Annotated in this window: 13 protein-coding genes; 9 read left to right on the forward strand and 4 right to left on the reverse strand. The window is 69.3% G+C overall.

All coding sequences use genetic code 11. The annotated features are described in order from the left end of the window. Positions 1-551, reverse strand: a 551-nt coding sequence (locus ACTJJP_RS17010; RefSeq protein WP_440775914.1) for a hypothetical protein, incomplete at its 3' end; no start/stop codon positions are given. Positions 552-865: 314 nt separating this feature from the next. Further along, positions 866-3,847, reverse strand: a complete 2,982-nt coding sequence (locus tag ACTJJP_RS17015) for an immunoglobulin-like domain-containing protein (protein WP_440776170.1) — start codon at positions 3,845-3,847, stop codon at positions 866-868. 427 nt (positions 3,848-4,274) lie between these two features. Between ACTJJP_RS17015 and ACTJJP_RS17020 the strand changes: the two genes are divergently transcribed. Together ACTJJP_RS17020 and ACTJJP_RS17025 are read left to right on the forward strand one after the other, a co-directional pair. Next, on the forward strand, positions 4,275-8,606 hold the full coding sequence (locus ACTJJP_RS17020; RefSeq protein WP_440776171.1) for a family 43 glycosylhydrolase: 4,332 nt from the start codon (positions 4,275-4,277) through the stop codon (positions 8,604-8,606). A gap of 237 nt (positions 8,607-8,843) precedes the next feature. Next, positions 8,844-9,023 carry a hypothetical protein gene (locus ACTJJP_RS17025; protein WP_440776172.1) on the forward strand — a complete coding sequence of 60 codons (180 nt, stop codon included), beginning with the start codon at positions 8,844-8,846 and terminating at the stop codon, positions 9,021-9,023. Between the two features lie 461 nt (positions 9,024-9,484). Here ACTJJP_RS17025 and ACTJJP_RS17030 read toward each other — a convergent pair whose 3' ends face one another. Beyond that, positions 9,485-13,822 carry a LamG-like jellyroll fold domain-containing protein gene (locus ACTJJP_RS17030; protein ID WP_440776173.1) on the reverse strand — a complete coding sequence of 1,446 codons (4,338 nt, stop codon included), beginning with the start codon at positions 13,820-13,822 and terminating at the stop codon, positions 9,485-9,487. A gap of 191 nt (positions 13,823-14,013) precedes the next feature. Between ACTJJP_RS17030 and ACTJJP_RS17035 the strand changes: the two genes are divergently transcribed. From ACTJJP_RS17035 to ACTJJP_RS17065, 7 genes are all read left to right on the forward strand, one after another. Then, the gene (locus ACTJJP_RS17035) at positions 14,014-16,197 is read left to right on the forward strand and encodes a glycoside hydrolase family 36 protein (protein ID WP_440776174.1); all 2,184 of its coding nucleotides are present in this window, start codon (positions 14,014-14,016) and stop codon (positions 16,195-16,197) included. Beyond that, positions 16,194-17,513: an ABC transporter substrate-binding protein gene (locus tag ACTJJP_RS17040; protein ID WP_440776175.1), complete on the forward strand. Its 1,320-nt coding sequence runs from the start codon at positions 16,194-16,196 to the stop codon at positions 17,511-17,513. Before ACTJJP_RS17035 ends, ACTJJP_RS17040 begins: the two co-directional genes overlap by 4 nt. Before the next feature lie 57 nt (positions 17,514-17,570). After that, positions 17,571-18,509, forward strand: coding sequence for a carbohydrate ABC transporter permease (locus ACTJJP_RS17045; RefSeq protein WP_440776176.1), 939 nt, complete (start codon positions 17,571-17,573; stop codon positions 18,507-18,509). Beyond that, positions 18,506-19,381: a carbohydrate ABC transporter permease gene (locus tag ACTJJP_RS17050; protein ID WP_440776177.1), complete on the forward strand. Its 876-nt coding sequence runs from the start codon at positions 18,506-18,508 to the stop codon at positions 19,379-19,381. The genes ACTJJP_RS17045 and ACTJJP_RS17050 overlap by 4 nt, the downstream gene beginning before the upstream one ends. Before the next feature lie 29 nt (positions 19,382-19,410). Continuing rightward, entirely contained in the window at positions 19,411-20,445 is a 1,035-nt protein-coding gene (locus ACTJJP_RS17055) for a LacI family DNA-binding transcriptional regulator (protein ID WP_440776178.1), read from the forward strand. A 97-nt stretch (positions 20,446-20,542) separates the two neighbouring features. Next, entirely contained in the window at positions 20,543-20,824 is a 282-nt protein-coding gene (locus tag ACTJJP_RS17060) for a hypothetical protein (protein ID WP_440776179.1), read from the forward strand. A 35-nt stretch (positions 20,825-20,859) separates the two neighbouring features. Then, entirely contained in the window at positions 20,860-21,270 is a 411-nt protein-coding gene (locus tag ACTJJP_RS17065; RefSeq protein ID WP_440776180.1) for a hypothetical protein, read from the forward strand. A 364-nt stretch (positions 21,271-21,634) separates the two neighbouring features. Here ACTJJP_RS17065 and ACTJJP_RS17070 read toward each other — a convergent pair whose 3' ends face one another. Further along, a complete protein-coding gene (locus ACTJJP_RS17070) occupies positions 21,635-22,684 on the reverse strand; it encodes an RICIN domain-containing protein (RefSeq protein WP_440776181.1) in 1,050 nt (349 codons plus the stop codon). Between the last annotated feature and the right edge of the window lie 101 nt (positions 22,685-22,785).

Here is a 22,785-nt window from a genome sequence, read left to right on the forward strand (position 1 = left end):
GCGTCGGCGGTCCACGAGGACTCCCCGCCTTCCTTCACGGTCTTCGACTCGAGAGCGGTGTACAGCAGCTCCTTGTCGACGAGGCCGACCGCGTCGTCGCCGGTGTCCTCGGAGGTGCCGACCGGCTCGCCCTCGGTCACGAGACCGGTGTCGCCCCCGTCGATGAGCTTCGGGGTCCAGCCGAGGTGGTCGGGGGAGATCGTGGCGCCACCGGGGCCGGTGAACGCCGAGGCCTGACCGACGACGTACCAGAAGTGATCCGCCGGGATGTCGGCGACGTCACGGGTGTCGGTGACGGTCACGGTGGGCAGGGCACCGTCGAACTGGCGCACCTGGGCGTCACCGGATGCCGACTCCGTCAGCGTGGCGGAGGTACCGGCCACCGTCAGGCTCAGGCTGCCCGGGCCCACGACCGGGGCGATCTGCACGTTGACGTCGACGTCGGAGCCGTCGACCTCGGCGGCGAACGCCGCACCCGCCGTGCCCACGAGCACCAGACCACCGGCAGCGGCCACGGCGATACGAGCCGCGGCACCCTTGGAAAACTTCATTGTGTACTCCGTTTCTTCGTCCGACACCGACGTCGAACGACTAGCAAGCTCACCGGACGCTCCGGTCGTTGCGGGAAGGATCCGGGTCATCCCCCGCCCCGCGACATGATGAATGTTAGCGAGAACACCAACCGAAGACAAGAGTTTCGTCGGTGGTCGAGGAATCAGGATCGAGGTGTGCACGGCGAACCGCGCGAGGGTGCCGCGTCGCCGCCGCTCGCGCGAGCGACGGCCGCGACCCGACGGGCTCACGGGAGAGCCCGTGAGCCGGTGGGCGACCCGATCGGGTCGGACCGCCCACCGGCGATGCAGGATCAGCCGCAGCTGCCCCGGGGGGCCGGCACGGTGAACGTCGTCGAATCGTTCTTCGTCCCACTGGTGACCGCGTCGATCGACACCGTGCCGGCGTCGACCGACGTCGCGCGGGTCGAGAACGCCGCCGACGCGGCCTTGCCCACCGCGATGGTCAGCTTCTTGCTGCCGAAGGCACCGGTGACCGTGACGTCGGCGGCGACGGAGTCCGCGTTGGTCACCGTGACCACCTGCGTGACCTTTCCGGCGACGCAGCGGTTCGCCACGGCGGCCGACAGGTCGAGACCCAGCGACAGCGCCTCGGACGACGACGCGGCGACCCGGCCGTCGGTGTACCCGTCGTACCGCGCGGTGACCGAGCGCACCGTGGCCGGCACCTCGACGGAGGCGGAGCGCTGGCTGAGCTTCACCGTCTGCGTCCACCCTTCACCCGAGAAGGTCACGGTGCCCGCGACATCACCCTGGTCGGCGGCGGCGACGACAGCGGTGGCCGTACGCCCGTCACGCGTGAGGGTGGTGGTCGAGGCGACCGCCTTGACCGACGTCCAGTCGCGCATCGCGGTGAGGACGGACTGGTTCACGCTCACGAACGAACCGTGACGCGGGCTGGCGGGCAGGCCGCCGACCGGACGGACGTTCCAGTCCGCACGGCGCGACAGACGGTCGGCCTGCGAGCTGCTTGAGATCGCCGAACCGGTGGTGACGAAGGCGCGGTACCCGCCGGCACCGAAATTGTCGACGAGGAAGGCGTAGCCGTCGCCCCCGGCGTTGTTCGGGTCGCCCGCGTTGAGCTTGACGATCTGCGGGCCCTCGCCCACCTCGTTCGTCTCGAGGCGCGTCATGTTGGTGTCGGTGAGCTGCCAGGTCTTCTCGGGATCGGCGTTCCAGTCGGAGCGCGTCGTCGGGGCGGTCAGCACCTTGGAGCGCTCGAGGAAGATGTCCTTACCCGCCTCGAGGCCGTCGGCCGCGCCACCCTCTTCGTTCTTGCTGAAGCGGTAGTAGTAGTCGCCGATCTTCTGCACGGTCGAGTCGATGCGCGCGTAGCCGGTGTTCTGCCACTCGGTGGGCGGGTAGGTGAACGTCTTGAAGTCACGCGTGAGCACGTAGAACACGCGAGCGTGCAGGTTGTCGGTGTTGGTGTGCGAGGCGTCCTTGTACAGACGCGACGAGAAGTGCACGACGTACGACTGCAGAGCGTCATCCCAGTACGCCTCGGGCGCCCACGTCATACCGGCCTCGGGCTGGTTGATGGTGATGCCCTGGTTGGCGCCGTTCGTGCGGTCCCACTTCACGAGGTCGGTCGACTCCCAGACCTCGATCTTGAGCGAGCCGTTCGACTGCGCCGGGCCCCAGCCCGTGCCGCAGCTGATGCACAGGTCGGTGGCGACCATGTAGTACTTGTCGCCGTCCTTGGAGCGGAGGATGTAGGGATCGCGCAGGCCCTTGGTGTCGGTCGTGGAGGTGATGACCGCCTGACCGCCGTTCACCGGCGAGAACGAGAAGAAGTCGTTGCCGTTCGTCGCGGCCTGGTAGATCTTCTCGTCGCCGTCGGACTTGAAGTACGCCGCGGCATAGCCGGCATCCGGCGCCCAACGTCCCTTCTCGGCCACGGTCACGTCGAACGTCTTCTGCGCGGTCTGACCGTTGAGGGTGGCCGTCGCCGTCAGCGTGACCTTCGCGTCGCCCGCGCCGTACGCCGGGCGCGCGACGAGGCCGCCGCCGCGGTACGGGTCGGCCGCACCGACCGCCGGCGCCGTGTAGGCGGCGTCGGTCGAGGTGACGAGGGCGGGGTTCGACGAGGTCCAGCTGATGGTGGCGCCGTTGACGGCCCCCTTCGTCGCCAAGGGCAGGTTCTCCGTCGTCCGGGACGCCAGCGAAATGGCGTTCAGGTCGGTGGAGACGCTGGGAGCGACGACCGTGACATCGAAGGTCAGGACGCCCAGCGAGCTCGTCGCCGTCAGGGTGACGGGAGTGTTCGCCGAGATCGACCGCGAGACAACGCCGGTGTTGGACACCACGGCCGGGTTGGACGACGCCCAGGTCAGGGCGACTCCGTTCACCGAGGCGGCGAGGTTCAGGTTGCTCGAGACGTTGTCGAGGGAGGTGTTGGCCAGCAGCATCGTCGCCGCGACATCGCCGCGCAGCAGCGCCGACGTCGTCGAGGACTTCTGCGACGCGGTGGGCATGCTCGAGCTGACCTGGTCGGAGGTGAGCGCGGCATCCCAGAACTTGACGTCGGTGACGTCGGCGCGCAGCAGCGAGTCGCCCTGGTAGAGCGATCGGCCGAGGTATCCGAGCACGTTGCCCGACGGGATGATCGAGCTGAGCGAGTTGGCGTGCGTGAGGGTCGAGATGACGCTGCCGTCGCGGTAGAGCGTCAGGGTGTTGCCCGAGCCCACCATGGTGAGGGTGGTGAACCCGGGGTTGAGGCCGCCGCCTGCCGGCATGCGAGTCTCACCGTTGCTGCTGCCGCTCTTGACGCGGATGGCGGCGAGCACCTGGTCGGTGTAGCCGCCCTGCGCCGAACGCGGGCTGAGGAAGATGTGGTTGCCGAGCTGGGTGGTGTTCCACGGCCCGACGCCGTCGCCGATGACCCAGCCGAAGTGGTTGGCCGCGGACTGCGCCGCGACGGTGTACTCGACGGTGAAGTCGTTGTCGGTACCGGTGACCAGCCCCTTGGGAAGCGCGGCGTATCCGTCGGCCTTGAAGCGCAGGACGGCGTCGCCGGCGGCGTCGGCGAACGAGGCGTCGGTGAAGCCGGTGAGCGAGGCGTTGCGGCCGTTGCCGGAGACGTCGATCAGCGACGTGCCCGAGTGCGACATGTCGTAGTGCGCGGTCGGCGCCGGCACGTCGGCGGCGTAGGCGGCGGGCGCGACCAGACTCATGGTCGAGGCGACGAGCACACCGGTCAGCGACGCGGTGAGCGCCTTCGACACGCGACGCGGGCTCGCGGCTCGGGGCGGGAGGGGAACCGGTGATCTCATCCTCGAGACCTTTCTCTTGGTGCGGGGTGCGCGGCTCCGCCGGGTAGGGCCGGAACGGAGCGGGGTACATCACGTGCGCGACGCCGTCGTGCGCTCGACCGGCGAAGCATGAGTCGGCGTGGGTAGGTCGCCCTCGAAAGCGTTGCTGCGCTCACGAGACTCGGCGTCGGGTACCGACCATCCCGGTAGACGTTAGCGGTAACCCCACCCCCTGGCAATGGCGGAGAGGTCCTGCGCTTTCCGTCACTCCGGGGNGACGGGACAGGACCCGTTCACGGCGGTCGTCACGGCGGCGCACCCCCGCCGGAGTCGCGCGGACCGCGGGCTCGCGCGTCGTCGCCCGCTCTTGTGTCCGCGCACTGTGAGCGATAACATCCACCCATCCCTGCACGACGGCAGCCAACGACGGCTGTCCGAAAGGATCGCAATGGAGCACCCTCTTCCCCGTCGCGCGCTCGCCAGCGTCGCGACCCTCGCCCTCGCGCTGACCGGCGCCCTCGTCGCCGCGCAGCCCGCCGCCGCCGCCGACGACCGCCTGGTCGCGCACTACCCGCTGACGGACACGAGCGGCACCACCGCCGTCGACGCGTCCGGCAAGGGACGCAACGCCACGTACGTCGGGGGCGCGACCCTCACCGGCGGCGAGGGCGTCCGCCTCGACGGCACCGACGACTACGTCGACCTGCCCGACAACCTGCTCGCCGGCCTCGACTCGGTCACGATCAGCGCCGACGTGCTGGTGCGAGGCGACCAGGGCACCCCCTACTTCATCTACGGCCTCGGCAACACCGACGGGGGCGGGGTCGGCAACGGCTACCTCTACTCGACCGGCAACTCGTACAAGACGTCGATCGCCACCGGCAACTGGAGCACCGAGCAGACGGTGAACAGCAGCGCCAACCTGCAGCGCGACGTGTGGAAGACCATCACCTACACGCTCGACGACGCCACCGACACGGCGCGCGTCTACCTCGACGGCGCGCAGGTCGGCCAGGCCACCAACGTCACCACCAAGCCCGGCGCGATCGGGGGCGGAACGACCACCGCGAACTACATCGGCCGTTCGGTCTACAACGCCGACCGCCGGTTGGCCGGGAGCGTGCGCGACTTCCGCGTGTACAACACCGCGCTCTCGGCATCCGATGTCTCCGCCCTCGTGCCCGCCGACGCCACGCGTCTGCAGCGCGACGCCGCCGCCCTCTCGCTCGGCGACCTCAGCGCCGTGACCGCCGACCTGCGCCTGCCCACGACCGGCGTCAACGGGTCCGCGGTCAGCTGGGCCTCCAGCAACCCCGCCGTGGTCAGCACCGCGGGCAAGGTTACCCGCCCCGCGGCCGGGCAGCAGCCCGCCTCCGTGACGTTGACGGCGACCCTCACCCGGGGCTCGGCCACCGAGACCCGCACCTTCGCCGTCACCGTGGCGGCGATGCCGGGCAACGCCGAGCTCGCGAAAGCCGACCTCGACAAGATCAGCATCCCGAACGCCACCGACGTGCGCGGCAACATCACCCTCCCGTCCACCGGGTCGGTCAACGGCACGGCCATCACGTGGTCGGCCTCACCGGCAGGTGTTATCTCGACGACGTCGACGAACGGCAAGGCCGCCGGCGTCGTCACGCGCGGCGCGACCGACACGAAGGTGACGCTGACCGCCGCGGCATCCGGAACCTCCGTCACCCGTCAGATCGAGGTCACCGTCAAGGCGGCCCCCGCGGGTCTCGACAAGGACTACACCGCCGGATACCTGTGGACCCACTTCGCCACCGAGGGCGGCTACGAGAAGATCTTCATGGGTCACAGCACCGACGGGCTGCACTGGGAGAAGCTGAACGACAACAAGTCGATCCTCGCCAACCTGGGCGGCGACCTCGGCGTCCGCGACCCGCACCTCGTGCGCTCCCCCGAGGGCGACAAGTACTGGATCATCGGCACCGACCTGCACGCCGAAGGCGGCGGAGCCGGCGGCTCGGGCTGGGACCAGCTCAATGCCAGCCAGAACATCGTCGTGTGGGAATCCACCGACCTGGTGAACTGGAGCGACCAGCGCATCGTCTTCGCCGGCTTCGACAAGGCCGGCTGCGTGTGGGCGCCCGAGGCGATCTACAACGAGGCGACCGGTGAGTACTACGTCTACTGGGCGGCGCGCGATCAGACCGACAACAACACGCCGGACTGGGCACTGCGCATGTACCTCACCAAGACGCGTGACTTCACGACGTTCACCACGCCCGAGATCTGGACGACGCTGAACCCCAAGGGCGACGGTCAGGGTGGCCGGAACATCATCGACTCGACCATCGCGAAGGAGGGCGACACCTACTACCGGTTCTCGACCTCGGACTGGGACACGGTCGTCGACACCGCCCCGTCGCTCGACGGTCCCTGGACGCAGAAGATCGCTCCCGGGCAAGCCGCCGCGGCGGGCCTGCGCGGCCGTATGGAGGGCCTCACCGTCTACCAGCTGCCCGACAACCGCTGGTCGGTCATGGGTGACGAGTTCAACTACTACGCGCACGTCACCGACTCGCTCGCGAGCCTGAAGTTCACGCAGCTCAGCAGCGGCAGCGGCGCCGACCAGTTCTCGTTCGACGAGAAGTTCCGACACGGTTCGGTGCTGCGCCTGTCGAAGGCGGAGGAAGCGCGTCTGCTCGAGAAGTACGGCGACACCCCGGTCACGCCCGAGGAGCCCCAGCAGGGGCCGATCGCGGAGTACACGTTCGAGAACGGCTCGCTCGCGGACTCCATCGGCGACGCCGACCTGACGGCATCCGGAACCGCCGCCGTCGCGACCGACGCCGACAAGGGCTCGGCCCTGCGCCTCACAGGAGCCGCCAACGGCTTCGCCTCGTTCCCGACCGGATTCTTCGACGGCCGCGACACCATGACGGTGTCGATGGACATCAAGTCGGAGCGCACGAGCGGCAACTTCTTCACCTTCGCCTTCGGGCAGAGCCAGGACAAGTATTCGTTCCTGCGGGTGCGCGGCGGCGAGGCCCGCACCGCGATCACGAAGGCGACGTGGCAGAACGAGTCCGACGTCACCGGCAGCATCTCCAGCGGCCAGTGGCACAAGTACGACCTCGTCTACGACGGCAAGACGCTGCGCATGTACATCGACGGGGTGAAGGTCGACGAGAACCTCGCCCTGAACGCGTCGGTGAGCGAGCTCGGCAACAACCTCGCGGGATACCTCGGCAAGTCGCTCTACAGCGCGGACGGGTACTTCCAGGGCTGGTACGACAACGTACGGGTGTACAACCGGGCGCTGTCGAACACCGAGATCCTGCAGAACGCGGGCGTCGAGGACCAGCTGCTGGACGTGTCGCTCACGCAGCCGGAGAAGCTGAAGATGGCACCGATCACCGACGGCAAGGCGCGCACCGCCATCCTGCCGGTGGTCAAGGGCACCGACGTGTCGAAGCTCGCGCCCACCTTCACCACGGTCCCCGGCTCCACGGTGTCGCCCGCCTCGGGCACCACCGTCGACCTGCGCACCCCCGTCACCTACACCGTGACGACCCCCTCGGGCGCGAAGGCGGAGTGGAAGATCGAGGCACGCGTGGTCAACAGCCCCGTGCTGCCCGGGCTGTACGCCGATCCGAACATCGCGGTGTTCGGGGACACGTACTACATCTACGCGACGAGCGACGGCTTCCCCGGCTGGGGCGGCAAGGAGTTCTACGTCTGGAAGTCGAAGAACCTGACGGACTGGACGCGGTCGGCGACGCCGTTCCTCACGCTCGACGGAGCGAACGGGAACGTGCCGTGGGCCACGGGCAACGCGTGGGCACCCACCATCATCGAGCGCGACGGGAAGTACTACTTCTACTTCAGCGGCCACAACGCCGCCCTGGACCGCAAGACGATCGGTGTGGCCGTCGCCACCAGCCCCGAGGGACCCTTCACGGCCGAACCCAACGCGATGATCCTCAACAACGAGGCCGTCACCTCGGGCCAGGCCATCGACCCCGCCGCCTTCCACGACCCGGTATCGGGCAAGTGGTACCTCGGCTGGGGCAACGGCTCCCCCGTCCTGGCGGAACTGGCCGACGACATGAAGTCGATCAAGCCGGGCACCTACCAGCGGATCAACGGCCTGACCGACTTCCGTGAGGGCGTGTTCTTCAACTACCGGAACGGCCTGTACCACCTCACGTACGCCATCGACGACACCGGATCGGAGAACTACCGCGTCGGGTACGCCACCGCGACGAGCATGAACGGGCCCTGGACGTACCGCGGCGTGATCCTCGAGAAGGACCTGTCCCTCGGCATCAAGGGGCCGGGCCACAGCTCGATCATCAACGTGCCCGGAACCGACGACTGGTACATCGCGTACCACCGCTTCGCCATGCCGAACGGCAACGGCAACAACCGCGAGACCACCATCGACAAGGTGACGTTCGGCACCGACGGCCTCATGCAGAAGGTCACTCCCACGCTGGAGAGCGTGAAGCCGCAGACCGTTCCCGCGGCGGGTCCCGAGGTCACGGCCGCGGTCACCAGCCGGTGCGTGGCGGGCAAGGTGGTGCTGGCCGTCTCGGTCACCAACCGCGACGATGCGCCGGTGTCGCTGGCGATGACGTCGGACCACGGGTCGAAGACGGTGGCATCCCTTGCCGCGGGTAAGACGACGACGCAGAGCTTCACGGTGCGTCAGTCGTCGATCGTCGCCGGCACGGTGACGGTCACCGCCACCGACACGGCAGGCGGCGCGACGGAGGTGAAGGCCGCGTACGGCGCGCGCACCTGCGGCTGATTCATGGCGTGCCTCACCGAAAGGTGAGGAGGTGGGCTCCGGCTTCGGCCGGGGCCCACTTCGCGTGGAGGCTCCGGCGACGGCCGGAGTCTCCTTGTCGTTCTCCCAGGAAAACCACTTGTTACCGAGAACACGCCCGGGTTACCGTGGACACGAGTTCACACTCACCCACCGACCAGGGTTCCCCCGAACCCGCGAAGGGGCCGTCGACGTCGACGACCTCGAGAAGGATTCCCGATGACCCGTCGTCAGATTCTCTCCGTCCTCGCCAGAGGACTGCTCGTCACCTCGACCGTCGCTCCGGTGGGACTGGCCGCCTGGGAGCAGGCCGGATTCGACAGCAGTGCGGTCTTACAGATGGACACCTCCGAGCCCGACACGCTGTTCATCAACGGGCGCGCGTTCATCCTCGAATAGACCATCCCGCGCGACCGCACCCGCAAGGGCCCGTCCCGAGCGCGGACGTCGATGCGTTCCATCGCGGGAATGCGTCGGACTGTGCAGCCCTCGGCGCGTCCGGGATCGAGGTTGCCGCGCGATCTCCGCGGAGCCACCGACCGCCCGACCCGATTCGTCCTGCGCGGGGCCCCCGACGGAGCCGAGGGAACGGCCTCGGCGCGACGGGACGGACTTCCTCTTCGCGGCGCGCCCGGGAGCGAGAGGGGGTGAGGGTGGCTCCCCGCCCGGCGCAGTGCCGCACATGAGTCCGGCCCGGTCGAAGAACGACCGGGCCGGAACCAGGGGTGTCGCTGGGAACGCGACCTCGGCCGGGAGGAAGCGAGGAGGGCACTCCTCCCACCCGAGCAGGGTGGAGGCGGCCGTACCCGCCCCCACCCGGGGAGGGATGGAGGCAGCCCTACCCGCCCCCACCCGGTCTCTCAGTTCTGCGCGGCGTAGGGCGCCTCGACGCCTGAGGTGACGCGGGTGCCGTCGATCGTGGCGGCGGCCGTGACGGTGGCCTTCCCGGCGGGGATGGACGCCTTCCCCGAGTTGATGACGGTGCTGACCCTCTTGCCCGGCTGAACCGCGGTGAACGACTTCTTGCCGTAGGCGGTGACCACCTCGAGATCCACCGGCACCGCCGAGCGGTTCACGACCTCGACCGCGACGTACGCCTTGCCGGCGATCTTGCGGGTCGAGGCGACGGCATCCATCTTGAGAGGCGGCGCTACGGTGAAGCTCGCCGAGGGCGCAGAAGCGGGCGAGGAGCCCGCCGCGTTCACCGCGGTGACGCGCGCCGTCCAGGCGCCGACCCGCAGATCGGCGATCGCGACGGACATGCGCGCCCGCAGGTTCTCGGTCACGGTGACGGTGCGCCCCGCGCCTCCGTCGGCAGGGGTGAGCTGCACGATGTAGGAGCTGATCGCGGAACCGTTGGCGGCGGGGGCACCCCACTCGACGGTGGCCTTCGAACCCTCGACGGACGCCGTCGGTGCCGCCGGCGCTGCGGGAGCCGCAACGGCCGTTCCGTCGGTCTCGAGCACCAGCGGGGCGAACGCGATCCAATCCACGTCGGGGGCGACGGCGTAGCCCTTCAGCACGACCTGGTCCTGCTGGCTCGTGCGTTCGTCGATCACGAGCGTCTCCTTCGTGTTGCCGAAGGTCACCGCGCCGTCGCCGCTCGCCAGGTTCACCGGCATGACGGCCTCCCAGAAGTTGTTCGCGGCGTAGGTGTAGCGGAACGTGGAACGCCCCACCAGACCGTCATGACCGGCCTCCTGCGCCTGCAGCCCCAGGTCGACGACCTGCGGGTTGTAGTCGTGGCGTCCCTCGATGTCGTCGTTCGAGTAGTGCACGATCGCGTTGTAGGCACCCGCGCGGTCGAACCCGGCGCCCCGCCGGATCGTCAGGGTCCCCTGATTCGCCGCGTTGGCGTCGGTGATCCCGAGGCCCGCGACGTAGCCGGAGCCGGAGCCATTGGTCAGCTCGGAGCCGAAGCCCTTCGCGACGGCGGTGCCGCCGAGAACGGCCTTCGCGGCATCCTCGACTTCGACCTTCACGATCGCCGCGTCGCCTTCGACCGCCCGGGTCGTCGTGACCGCGCTCACGCGCGCTCCGCCGGTGCTGCGCAACTCGATCTCGCTGATGCCCTCGGGCAGGTGGATGCGCGCACGCTTCTGGCCGTCGATGAAGGTCGTCGCGAGGCGGCCGTCGACCGTGAGGCCCAGGTCGGTGCCCTGCCAGTCGACGGCGACGTCGTAGTAGCCCGACTCGTCGGCCGAAGGGTAGACGTCGACACGGTCGCCCGCGCCGATCGTCGCCTCTCCGGCGACCAGCTTCGCGCCGCCCGCGAGACGCAGGGTCGTCGCCGGGTACTCGGCGCGCTGCGCGTTCGAGTCGGTGCCCACGCGGGTGAGCTCGACGCGGTCCACCGTGACGCCTCCGTCGACACCGGCGCCCGGCAGCACGTTCTGCCCGTCGCGGCTGGTGCGCAGACTCAGCGTGTGCGTCCCGCCGCTGAGCGTGACGTAGACCTCGGCGGTACCGCGTGCCGTGCCGCGCACGTTGTCGGGCTTGACCGCGTTGGCGCCGTACTGCACCGTGGCCGCGTCCGCGCCGTCGACGAACAGAGCGTGCTGGGCGGCGCGACCGGGCGTCGCCCCGAGCACGGTGTAGCGGTACAGGCCGGGCTCGGCGACGTCGACCTGCCAGTCGAGGCGGCCGTCCGCGCCGGTCAGACCGGTGACATCGCGGTCGCCCGAGAGGCGGTAGCCGCCACCCGGCTGGGTGCGCACCGCGCCGCCGGTGATCGCGAGGTCCTCGGCCTCCGACCACTGGTGCGGCGCCTGCTGAGCGGCGGCGGCCTCGACGTCACGACCGGTCGCCGGGGTGATGACCACCTGATACGCCGCGCTCGCGTTCGCGGAGGGCACGCGCACCTGCACGACGCCGTCGGCCACCGCGGAGTCGTCGTAGGCGGCGACCACGCGCGGGGTGTCGGCGATGCCGTCGGTGCCCGACACGAGGACCTCTCGGATCTCCACGTCGACGGCGTCGCCGAAGGTGTCCTTCGACAGTCCGCGCACGGTCAGCTGGCCGTCTCGGCCCTGCTCGATGCCGCCCACGATGATCTGCGCACGACGGTTGGCGTCGTCGACGGCGGCGATCGCCTTCTCGCGGTTCGTGGTGACCTCGGCCGTCTGCGACCCGTGAAGGTCGCCGTACCACTTGAACATCCACCATCCGCCGTTGGCGGCGTTGACCTTCGCCTGGTTGTCGGAGAGCGTGCCGGATGCCGTCCAGTACGCCGTCTGCGCATCGATCTTGGCCGCCTCGAAGCTGGCGAACCACCGCAGCAGGTTCGACGGCGAGCTCATGTCGTTGCTCGCGCCGTACTCCGTGATGTTGACCTGCGGGATCTTGTCTTCGGCGATGCCGAGGTCGCGTGCGTATTGGCGGAACGCGTTGGCGCGATCCGGCATCCACTGGTAGCCCCGCAGCTCGTGCCACACGTAGATGTCGGGGACCGTGTTCGTTGCGATCGCGGAACGCAGGAAGGCCTTGATGTTGCCCTCACCGCGCCACGCGGCGTCTCCCGGCCCGGCGATGCGGGGTCGGCTCAGCCCGTGCTTGGCGTAGACGTCGGTGATGACCTTCCACGCGGCGGCCCAGTCGCTCGCCCCTCCGGGGGTGAAGCTGTCGGGCTGTCCGCCCTGGTGCAGGTAGCGGTAGTAGCGGTCGTCGTTGTTCAACCACTGCAGGTCGAGTTCGTTGTACGGGATGAAGACGTATTTCTCGGGGTCGTCCGCTCCGGTCGCGACGGCCTCCGTCACGATCTCGAGCACCTCGAGGTAGTCCCACAGGCCGTTGCCGCCGGAGGTCCACTCGGAGGTGAGCGTCCCGTTCGCGTCGCGCACGTACGTGCGGTCGTCGCCCGGACGGACTCCGCGGTTGTAGGGCCAGTCGGGGTAGTAGTCCTGCGTGTAGATGTAGAGGTCTTCACCGTGCTTGTCGAAGAAGGTGTCCTCGATGTTGAACGCGTCCCCGCCGGGGTGCTGCGTGCCGAAGGGAGGCTTCTGCGACACGTTGGTCATGGCGGCGCCGTTGACGAGCGCCTGCGTGGGCGACTGCTCGTCGCCGAGGCCGTACAGGGTGCCCGACGCGCCGCCGCGGAAGTCGCCGGTGCGGCGGCCGAGGTCGGCCACGATCTCCTCGGTGGGTCGTGCGCCGACGGTCACGGTGGCGGTGACGGCGCGATCAGTGCCCGTGATGACGCCGGCGACGGTGAAGGTGGAGCCCGCGGTGGCGTACTGTGCGGCGCGGACGGCATCCCAGCGGATGGCGGCGTCGGTCTTCAGTCCGGACTCGCGGGTGACGCCGACGCGGGCGGGGAGCACGGGCGCCTGGCCCGCGGTCGTGGCGATCTGCCAGGACGTCTGCGCCACGGCCGTGACCGGTCCGGCCGATGCGGCGAAGTCCGCGGCCACCTGCTCGGGGGTGAGGGCGACGTCGTAGATCGAGAAGTCGTCGAACTCGCCGCCGAACAGCGCCGCCCACTGCGGCGCCCAGGGCACGCGTCCGATGAGACCCGAACGCGTGCTCGACGATGCCCCGAGCTTGCTGAAGTCGACCGCGGCGTTCTCGCGACGGACGAGTTCTCCGTTGATGTAGTACGAGAGCGTCTGGCCGTCGGCGACGGAGGTGATCTTCGTCCAGGCGTTGGCGGTGAGCGGCACCGGCGACACCGCCTTCACCTCGGTGCCGGAGTTGGCCACGGCCTTGGACTGACCGTCTTCGTTGGGGACGAAGTAGAGACCCCAGTTGTCGCGGGGCAGTCCGTCGCTGCCGACGATGTAGGCCCACGGCAGGTTGCCGGAGTTTCGCCCGTCCCATTTGATCCAGGTCGAGACGGACAGTGCCTTCACCCCGTCGTAGAGGCCCGCGGGGATGTCGAGGTACGGCGCCGCCGTGCTCGACGAGCCCTGCGCGCCGCCGGGGAAGAGGCCCGAGGCCCCCGCGGTCGCGGTGGGGCCGGTTCCCCTGGCGAGGGAGCCGGCGTTGTGCACGCGCGCGTCGAAGGCGGATCCCTTCGTGCCCGAGTTGGCGATGGTGGGCGCCGTCGCGCCGCCGTCGAAGGTGTACTTCACGATCGGCGCGGGCGCCGTGGTCTCGGCCGACGCCGGCGCGGCGCCGATCAGGCTCAGCACGAGCGGCGCGACAGCGCACAGGGCGGCAGCGGGTCGCCAGACGGAGTGGGGGCGGGTTCTCGTGCTCATCATTCCTCGTCGTCGAGTGGAAGGGCAGCGCGTGATCGATTCTGATAACGCTTTCAAGCCGAGAGCATAGGGGCGACCGCTTGCCCGGGCAAGAGATGGGTCGAATTTACTGATAACGGTTTCAGATCCCGGCTTGATAACGGTTTCAGGATGGGTTAGCGTCCCTCTCGTTCGACACGACGGAGACACGAATGACGACGACGCATCCCCCGGCCACCGGGGCGACCCCCGCCCGCTTGCAGTGGGGCACCGACGTTCTCGCCCTGGATCTGCACTGGGACGACGGACACCCGGTGACGTGCGCGGGGTACGTCATCCGTTCCGGCCACCACCGCGTCCACCGCGTGCCGCTCGTCGAGGTCCTCACCGCCGACGCCGGCCACCGCCCCGCGTCGGGACGCCTCGCGCACACCGAGCACGGCCTGCGCTTCCGTTACGTCGAGCACCTCGAGACGGTCGTCGCCGATACGCGCACGCTGACCCTGCGCCAGCGCTCCGCCGACCTCGAGGCGACCATCGAACTCACGGCGCGCGAGGGTGTCGCCGCGCTCACCAGCCGAGTGCGCGTCGTCAACATCGGCACCGGGCGGATCGTCCTGCGTGCGGTCGCCTCATGGGTGGCGGGCTTCACCGAGCGCGACGGCGTCGACGACGCCCTCGCGGGCTGGGACCGCCTCACCGGAACCAGCGACTGGCTGGGTGAGGGACGGTGGACGCGGACGCCGCTGCGCGGCCCCGACTTCGTCCCCCTCGCCGAGCACCTCACCGGGCACAACCCCCGGGGCGCCTTCAGCGCCGTCTCGACGGGCACCTGGTCCACCGCGCAGCACCTGCCCACCGGCATCCTGGAATCCTCCGCCGTGGGGCTGGCCCTGGCCTGGCAGATCGAGCACAACGGCGCCTGGCGTTGGGAGATCGGCGAGGACACCGCCGGCGCATACCTCGGCCTGTCGGGTCCGACCGACGCCGACTCGGGGTGGACGCGCGTGCTCGACCCCGCCGGAGGCTTCGTCAGCGTGCCGGTGACCCTCGCGGTCGGCGACTCCGCGGGAGCCGCCGTCGATGCCCTGACCGACCACCGCCGCGCCACCCGCCGCCACCACCCCGACAACGCCGCCATGCCCGTGGTGTTCAACGACTACATGAACACCCTCGACGGCGACCCGACCACCGAGAAACTGCTGCCACTGGTCCGCGCCGCCGCCGACGTGGGCGCCGAAGTGTTCTGCATCGACGCCGGGTGGTACGACGACTCCGGGCACTGGTGGGACACCGTCGGCGCCTGGCAGCCGTCCACGACGCGTTTCCCCGGCGGGCTCGCTGAGGTCATCGACGCCATCCACGCGGCCGGGATGGTGGCCGGCCTGTGGCTGGAGCCCGAAGTCGTCGGCATCCGGAGCCCCCTCGCCGACGCGCTGCCCCACGAGGCGTTCCTTCAACGCAACGGCGAGCGCGTCGTCGAGCACGATCGGTTCCACCTCGACCTGCGGCACCCCGCCGCGCGCGGTCACCTCGACGACGTCGTCGACCGCCTCGTCGCCGACTTCGGCGTGGGGTTCTTCAAGATGGACTACAACATCAACCCCGGCTCGGGCACCGACCGCGACGCCGACAGCGTCGGCGACGGCCTGCTGGAACACAACCGGGCGGTCCTGGACTGGCTCGACGGGGTGCTGGACCGGCATCCGACCCTCGTGATCGAGAACTGCAGCTCGGGCGCGATGCGCATGGACTACGCGATGCTCTCGCGATTGGCGATGCAGTCCACCTCCGACCAGCAGGACTTCCGCAAGTACCCCCCGATCGCGGCGGCCGCCCCCCTGTCGATCCTTCCGGAGCAGGCCGCGAGCTGGGCGTACCCCCAGCCCGAGATGGATGCCGAGGAATCGGCGTTCTGTCTCGTCACCGGTCTGCTCGGACGCTTCTACGTCTCGGGCCACCTGAACCGCATGGATGCCGCACAGCGCGAGCGCGTGGCGGACGCGATCGCCGTCGCCAAGACGCTGCGCGAGGAGATCGGCGCGTCGCACCCGCACTGGCCGCTCGGGCTCCCGCGATGGGACGACCCGTGGATCGCCCTCGGACTTCGCGGCGACCGCGGCGATCTCGTCTCGGTGTGGCACCGCGGCGATCAGGACGCGGTCTCGCTGAGCTTCCCCCACCTCGTCGGCGATGACGTCGAGGTGACCGCGGTCTTCCCCCGGGACCTCCCCGCCTGGCACACCGAATGGGATGCCACGACGGGAACCCTCCACGTGCGCGGCGTCGACACCCGTTTCGCCGCACGCACCCTGCGTCTGTCGACACGGCCCACCGGGTCGACGCCGACGCCCGCACCCGATCACACTGATCACATCGAAGGAGCAATTCAATGAAGAAGAGGTTCATCGCCGTCGCGGCCCTCACCGCCGTCGCGGCCCTCACCCTCTCGGGCTGCTCGGACCCTGGAGCCGGCGGCGGCGCCGCGGCCGGACCCGCCGATTGGCCCGCGCAGGACACCAAGCTCGACGGCACCACCCTCACCATCTGGGCGGCGCAGAACTCGAACAAGATCCCGGACAGCGTCGTCAAGGGCTTCGAGGCGGCCACAGGTGCCACCGTCGACGTCGTCACCATCCCCGACCCGTACGAGCAGAGCGTGCAGACGAAGGTCGCCACCGGCGATAAGCCCGACCTCGCGTTCTGGCAGCCCACCGCGTCGCAGCTGACGGCGCTGAACGCCTCGACGAACCTGCAGTCGCTCGACGGCGCACCCTTCATCGACGCGTACACGCCGGAGCTGAAGGACATCACCGGCATCCTGGACGGCACGCGGTACGCCGCGCTCATCTCGACGCCCGCCGTGGAGGGCGTCTACTACAACAAGGAGGTGTTCGCGAAGGCGGGCATCACCTCGACCCCCGGCGACTGGGACGAGTTCCTCGCGACCGCACGGCAGCTGAAGGCCGCCGGTGTCACCCCGTTCTACGACTTCGGCGGCGGCACGCCCTGGGCCACCCAGTGGTGGGTGCAGGTGCAGCTGGCGGACGCGGCGAAGGACGGGCTCTGGGATCGCGTGAACGCCAACGAGGAGAAGTTCACCGACCCCACCATCCAGGGCGCGATCGACACCTACCAGGGCCTCATCCAGGAGGGGCTGTTCAACGCCGATCTGAAGACGGCGACCTTCGAGGACCAGGGTCCCGCCCTGCTCGCGGGCGAGGCGGCCATGGCGGTGCAGGTGAACTCGTACTTCGGCCAGCTCCAGTCGCTCGCCGACACCGCCGAGCTGAACGAGAAGATCGGGTTCTTCCCGATCTCGCCCGGCGGCAACGTCGGCACCTTCATTCCCGACCAGGCGAACGCGCTCGTCGCCTTCAAGACCGGGGATGCCACGCGCGAGGCGGCGGCACGCCAGCTGCTGTCGTACTGGCTCGGCGACGGGTACGCCGACTTCGTCGACGCCCAGAAGACCGTCTCGCTGCAGAGCGGCGTCGAGTCGTCGCCCGACGTGCCCGACGCGCTGCTTGCCGTCAGTGACTCGCTCGGCGACGCCGTCGGATCGATGCAGGCCCTCGCGGTCGCCAACCCCGACCTGTACCTCAACCTCGGCGACATGATCCAGGGGACGCAGACACCCACCGAGGTCGCCGAGGCCACGCAGGCCCAGTTCGAAGAGCTGGCCAAGGCCATCGGGACACCCGGCTTCTGACCCACCCCGGGGCGCCGGGCCCCGACCCGGCGCCCCCTTCCTCGTGAGGAACACCCCATGACTTCGACCCTCGAGCGGCCCCGCACGGTGACGCCGCCACCACGGTCGGCCCGCGTCGCGTCGCGCGGACGACACGCGAAAGATCACCCCCTGTGGTTCCTCGTGCCCGCGCTCGCGGTGCTGGTGGTGTTCTTCGCCATCCCCACCGCCTTCAACTTCGTCTACGCCTTCACGAACTGGTCGAGCTTCAAGAGCTCCATCGACTTCATCGGCCCCGACAACTTCGTCTCGCTGTTCTCCAACGGCTCGCTCGTCAACGCACTGACCGTGACCCTCGTCTACGCCGTGCTCGTCGCGATCTTCCAGAACCTCTTCGGCCTCGCCCTGGCGCTGCTGCTGGAGCGCGACACCCGCACCAACCGGGCCCTCCGCGTCGCCTTCTTCGTCCCGGTGATCATGTCGGCCCTCGCCGTCGGCTACATCTTCCAGGCCATGCTGAAGCCCGACGGGGCCCTCAACGGCATCCTGGGCCTGCTCACCGGGCAGAACGTCGAGATCGCCTGGCTGGGCAGCACCACCTGGACGATCGTCGTGGTCGCCCTGATCCACGCCTGGAAGTGGATGGGCCTGTCGATGCTCATCTATCTCGCGGGCCTCAAGACGATCAGCGACGACGTCATGGAGGCCGCCCGCCTCGACGGCGCAGGCTGGTGGACCACCTTCCGTTCCATCCGCTTCCCCCTGCTCGCCCCCGCCGTCACCTTCAACGTCGCCACGGCGCTGCTCGGATCGATGAACGGCTTCGACATCGTGCAGGCCACCACCGCCGGCGGGCCCGGCGGAACCACCGAACTGCTCAACATCTTCATCTTCCGGACCTTCGGGCAGGGACTGTTCGCTCAGGCCACGACGATGAGCCTCGTGCTCTTCCTCGTCGTCGCCGTGCTCGCCTTCCCCGTCATCCGCACTCTGCGCAAGCGGGAGGACGTGCTGTGACCGCCACCATGACCCTCACCACAGGACGCACCCGACGCCCGCCGCGACGGCGCCGCCCCCTCGCCCGGGTCGCGCAGCCCGTCGCCGCGATCCTCGTGGCGGTGGCGCTCCTCGGCATCCCGTTCCTGCTCACCGTGCTGACGGCCTCGAAGACGCAGGCCGAAGCGTTCGTCCCGACCCTGGCGCTGCCCTCGGAATGGCGCCTGCTCGACAACTTCGCGACCGTGATCGGCGACGGCCGCATGATCGCCGCGTTCGGCGGCAGCGTTCTGGTCATGGTCCCCGCCGTGCTCGGCGTGCTCATCCTCGGATCGATGGCCGCGTGGATCCTGGGGCGGCGGAAGTCGAAAGGGCTCGCGTTCGTCTATGCGGTGGCCATCAGCGGCATCGTGCTCCCGCCCGCTGTCGTCACGATCGTGCTGCTGCTTCGCCAGCTCGGCCTCGCCGGAACCCCGGTCGGAATGATCGGTGTCTACATGGGCATGTACATGTCGACGGTGATCTTCTTCGTCACCGGCTTCGTCCGCACGATCCCGATCGAGCTCGAAGAAGCGGCCCGCGTCGACGGCGCCTCGCCGGTGAAGGTCTTCGTGAAGATCATCCTGCCGCTGCTCATGCCCGTGCTCGCGACGGCCACCATCCTGATCTGCCTCTACATCTGGAACGACGTCTTCTACGCGCTGTTCGTCGTGGGCGGCCGCCTGGACACGCTGCCCCTGAATCTGTACCAAGTGGCCAGCGCGGGTCTGTATCTTCAGAACTGGCACCTGATCTTCGCGTACATCATCCTGATGAGCCTGCCCCTGCTGATCACCTTCATGGTGGCCCAGCGCAAGATCATCTCGGGCATCACCAGCGGCGCCGTCAAATGACCATCGCCGCTCCACACCGACGGAGCACGATGGACACCCCCCGCACCAAGCCGGCGACCATCGCCGACGTCGCGGCACGGGCGGGGGTCTCGGTACCGACGGTGTCGCGTGTGCTCACGGGAGCGGCCAAGGTGAGCGCGGGCAAGCGCGAAGCGGTCGAGGCGGCCATCGCGGCCCTCGACTTCCGCCCGAGCGCCGCCGCGCGGGTCCTGGCGTCGCGCAAGGCGCAGGTGATCGCCGTCATCGCCGGAGACACGTCGCAGTACGGCTATGCCGAGACCATCCGCGGGATCGAGGAGGCCGCCCGCGCCGAGGACTACACGGTCATGATCACCGTCGTCGAGAGCACCGACGAGGCCGAGATCGACCGGGCCATCGCCGCGACCCTCGCCCAACCCCTCGCCGGCGTGTGCGTGCTGAAGTTCGACCCTCCCGGGGTGGCGGCGCTGCACCGCATCCCGACGTCGCTCCCGCTGGTCGCCCTCTCGGGCGTGCGGGAGCCGGGCCTGCGGCAGGCCGTGCTCGACGAAGCACGCGCCGCCGAGGAGCTCACCGACCACCTGCTCGACCTCGGTCACGCGACCGTGCACCACGTGCGCGTCCCCCCCTCCCGCCGCGAGGACGGGCGCACCACCGGCTGGCGGCGGGCGCTCAAGCGGCGCGGAGCGGTGATCCCCCCGCTCAGCGACGCGACGTGGGATCCGCGCTCGGGCATCGAGATCGGCCGCCGCTTCGCCGAAGACCCCACGGTCACCGCGGTCTTCTGCGGCAACGACGAGATCGCCATGGGAGTCATCCGCGGCATCGTCGCATCCGGCCGCCGGGTTCCGGACGACATCTCGGTCGCCGGCTTCGACGATCATCCCCTGGCGGCGCTGTGGAGCCCGCCCCTGACGACGGTCGATCAGGACTTCGCCGGTCTCGGGCGCCGGGGGCTCCAGCTCCTGCTGAACGAGATCGCCGGCGAAACCGGGCGACGGTTCTCGTCGGAGCGGCCCCAGCTCGTCGTCCGCGACAGCACCGCGCCGCCGCCGCCCGATGCCGCGGTGCGGCGCATCGGCTGAGGTCGCACTTCACCCGTTCGTCGGCCGCACCCGCCGGTGTGGGACGCGTACCGACACCGAATCCGCGAAGGCGGTCCGAGCCTGAGAGACTGCATCCGTGCGTGGAGACATCTGGGGATTGATCACCGCAGCCATCGGGTTGGCGACCATCGTCCTGCTCGTCGTCTACGGCACCGCGTACGGGACGTGGCTCGATGAGATCGGTCCGTTCATCGACCTGGAAGACGCGGCAGCCGCTCCGACCATCGCACTGCCCGCGGCCATCGGACTTCTCGCGATCGTGCAGCTCGTGGGCGGCCTCGCCGTAGGACTGATCCCCTCGCACCGGGAGCGGGTCGCCGCCGCACCCGCGCACCCGTCGGATGCCGGCCCCGAATGAGCCGGACGGATCACCCCCATGGTCGGCCGCGAGGAGTGCGTTTCCTCGTCGTCGCTGTCGTCATCGCCGTGATCGCAGCGTGCGGGCTGTGGTTCGGGCGGCTGCTCTTCGACAGCCAGTGGACGCTGACGTTGCATCAACTGCTCGAGAACACCGGGGTCGAGAACCCTCCCGTGACCGATCCGCGGGACATCACCGCGACAGCATGCGGGGCGGACGTGGACTGCGTCGAGGCATACGCCACGCAGGAAGCGGCGTACTACCGGTTCGGCTCGAGAGGGGCGGCCGAACGATTCGCGGCGACCGTCGAAGACGGATTCCGGTCGAACTACATCGTGATGGACTTCGCCGGTGCGACGTCAGCCTCCACGGCCGAGCAGCTCTGGGCGATGCAGCATCTCGCCGGCACCTGGCAGGACTACGAGGGCACCTTCCCGGACCGGTGATCACGCGGCCAGGCGGGCGGCTGTTCGGTTCACGGGGCGATCACGGAGATCGCGGACGTCCGTCAGCATGAGTTCTCCCCGTATGTATGACGAACGGCTCCGGGCCGGGATTCGATCTCGAAACGACGAAGCCCCGCGAAGACCACCGGCGAGCAGTGGCTCGCTTCGACGCTGGGTGATCAGCCGTGGACGCGCAGCCGTTCGCGCGGTTCGACGTGGAGAGTCGGCTCATCCGGTGCCTCGCGGGTGAGGAAGGGGGTCGCGTCCGCGGACACGACCCCCCTTGGAGTGCTTCTGAACTTCACGACCTTGGGCGCTGGGCTCCTCCGTCACTCCGCGTTACGGGCATCCTTCACGACGCCGGTTATAGGCCGTCGTGGTGCATGGCCTGCACCAGACGCACGTTGCGGTCGAAGTTGACCTCGTTGTACTCGTCGGAGTAGTTCAAGCCGTAGGGCCACATGTGGCTGCCTCCGCAGTTGATACGCGCGCTTGAACCGTCCCAGGACCTCAGCAGGGGCAGGGCGGCGGGCCAGTCCTGTGCGTCGCACTTGCCTTGGAAGTGCCCGGCCGTACCGACTCCGACGGTGTGCGACATCTCGTGCAGCGCGGTGCCCTCCTGCATGAATCCCCGGTTGGATCCGAAGCGGATGTCGCCGTTGATGCTGGCCTCGGCGGTAGGTACTCCCGGAGCGTAGTAGACGTTCAGGTGGCGCCAGGTGTTGTTGAACTTGTTGTAACGGGCGACCGCGCGATCCATCGCATCGGTGATGCGTGCGTAGGCGTCGGCCTCGTCAGCCGATGGGGTGGCCGACGTGTAGAGCGTGTAGGTGATCTTCGACACGTTCGGGTCGGTCAGTCGCCAGCGCTGGACACCGGAACCGTTGCAGGTCTGCTGGGAGAGGAGTGCACCGTCGACCGGGGAGGCGGCGCTGGCCACGCACAGATTGTTGTGCTTATTGCGGATCTCGGTCCATCCGCCGCCGACGTCTGTCAGCTGCCACTGCTGGACGTTCGCGCCGTTGCACGTCCACTGCCGCACCTCTGACCCGGGAGCTGTCGCGAAGTTGTAGTTGTCGAGGCAGAGGTTGCTGTACTTGTTCTTGATCTCGGCGTAGCCGTTGCCGAGGTCGACGATCGCCCACAGCTGGTTCTGGCCCTCTAGGCAGGTCCATTGGCGCACTTCGGCGCCGGGCTGCGTGTTGAAGGCGTAATCGTCCATGCAGAGAGTGTTCTGCTGGTTGCGGATCTCCTGGTTCGTTCCGGTTCCGACGGGCGCAGCGGCCGCGGCGGGTGTGGCCGCGCCCAGCGCCGTGAAACCGATGACGAGGGCGGCGACGACTGCGCCGAAGGCTCTCGCCTTTCGTCCTCGCGCCGTGGGGGGTTTCGTCGGGGACATCGTCGTCCGTGACATGGGTTGCCTTTCGGATCGTCGGACCACCCCGGAGATGGTCCGAGTCGGGTTGTACGACACGCGATGAACGGCCGGGCGAGGCAGTGTCCAAACACGCGGTG

Source organism: Microbacterium sp. 22296 (assembly GCF_052045385.1).
Taxonomy (GTDB): domain Bacteria; phylum Actinomycetota; class Actinomycetes; order Actinomycetales; family Microbacteriaceae; genus Microbacterium.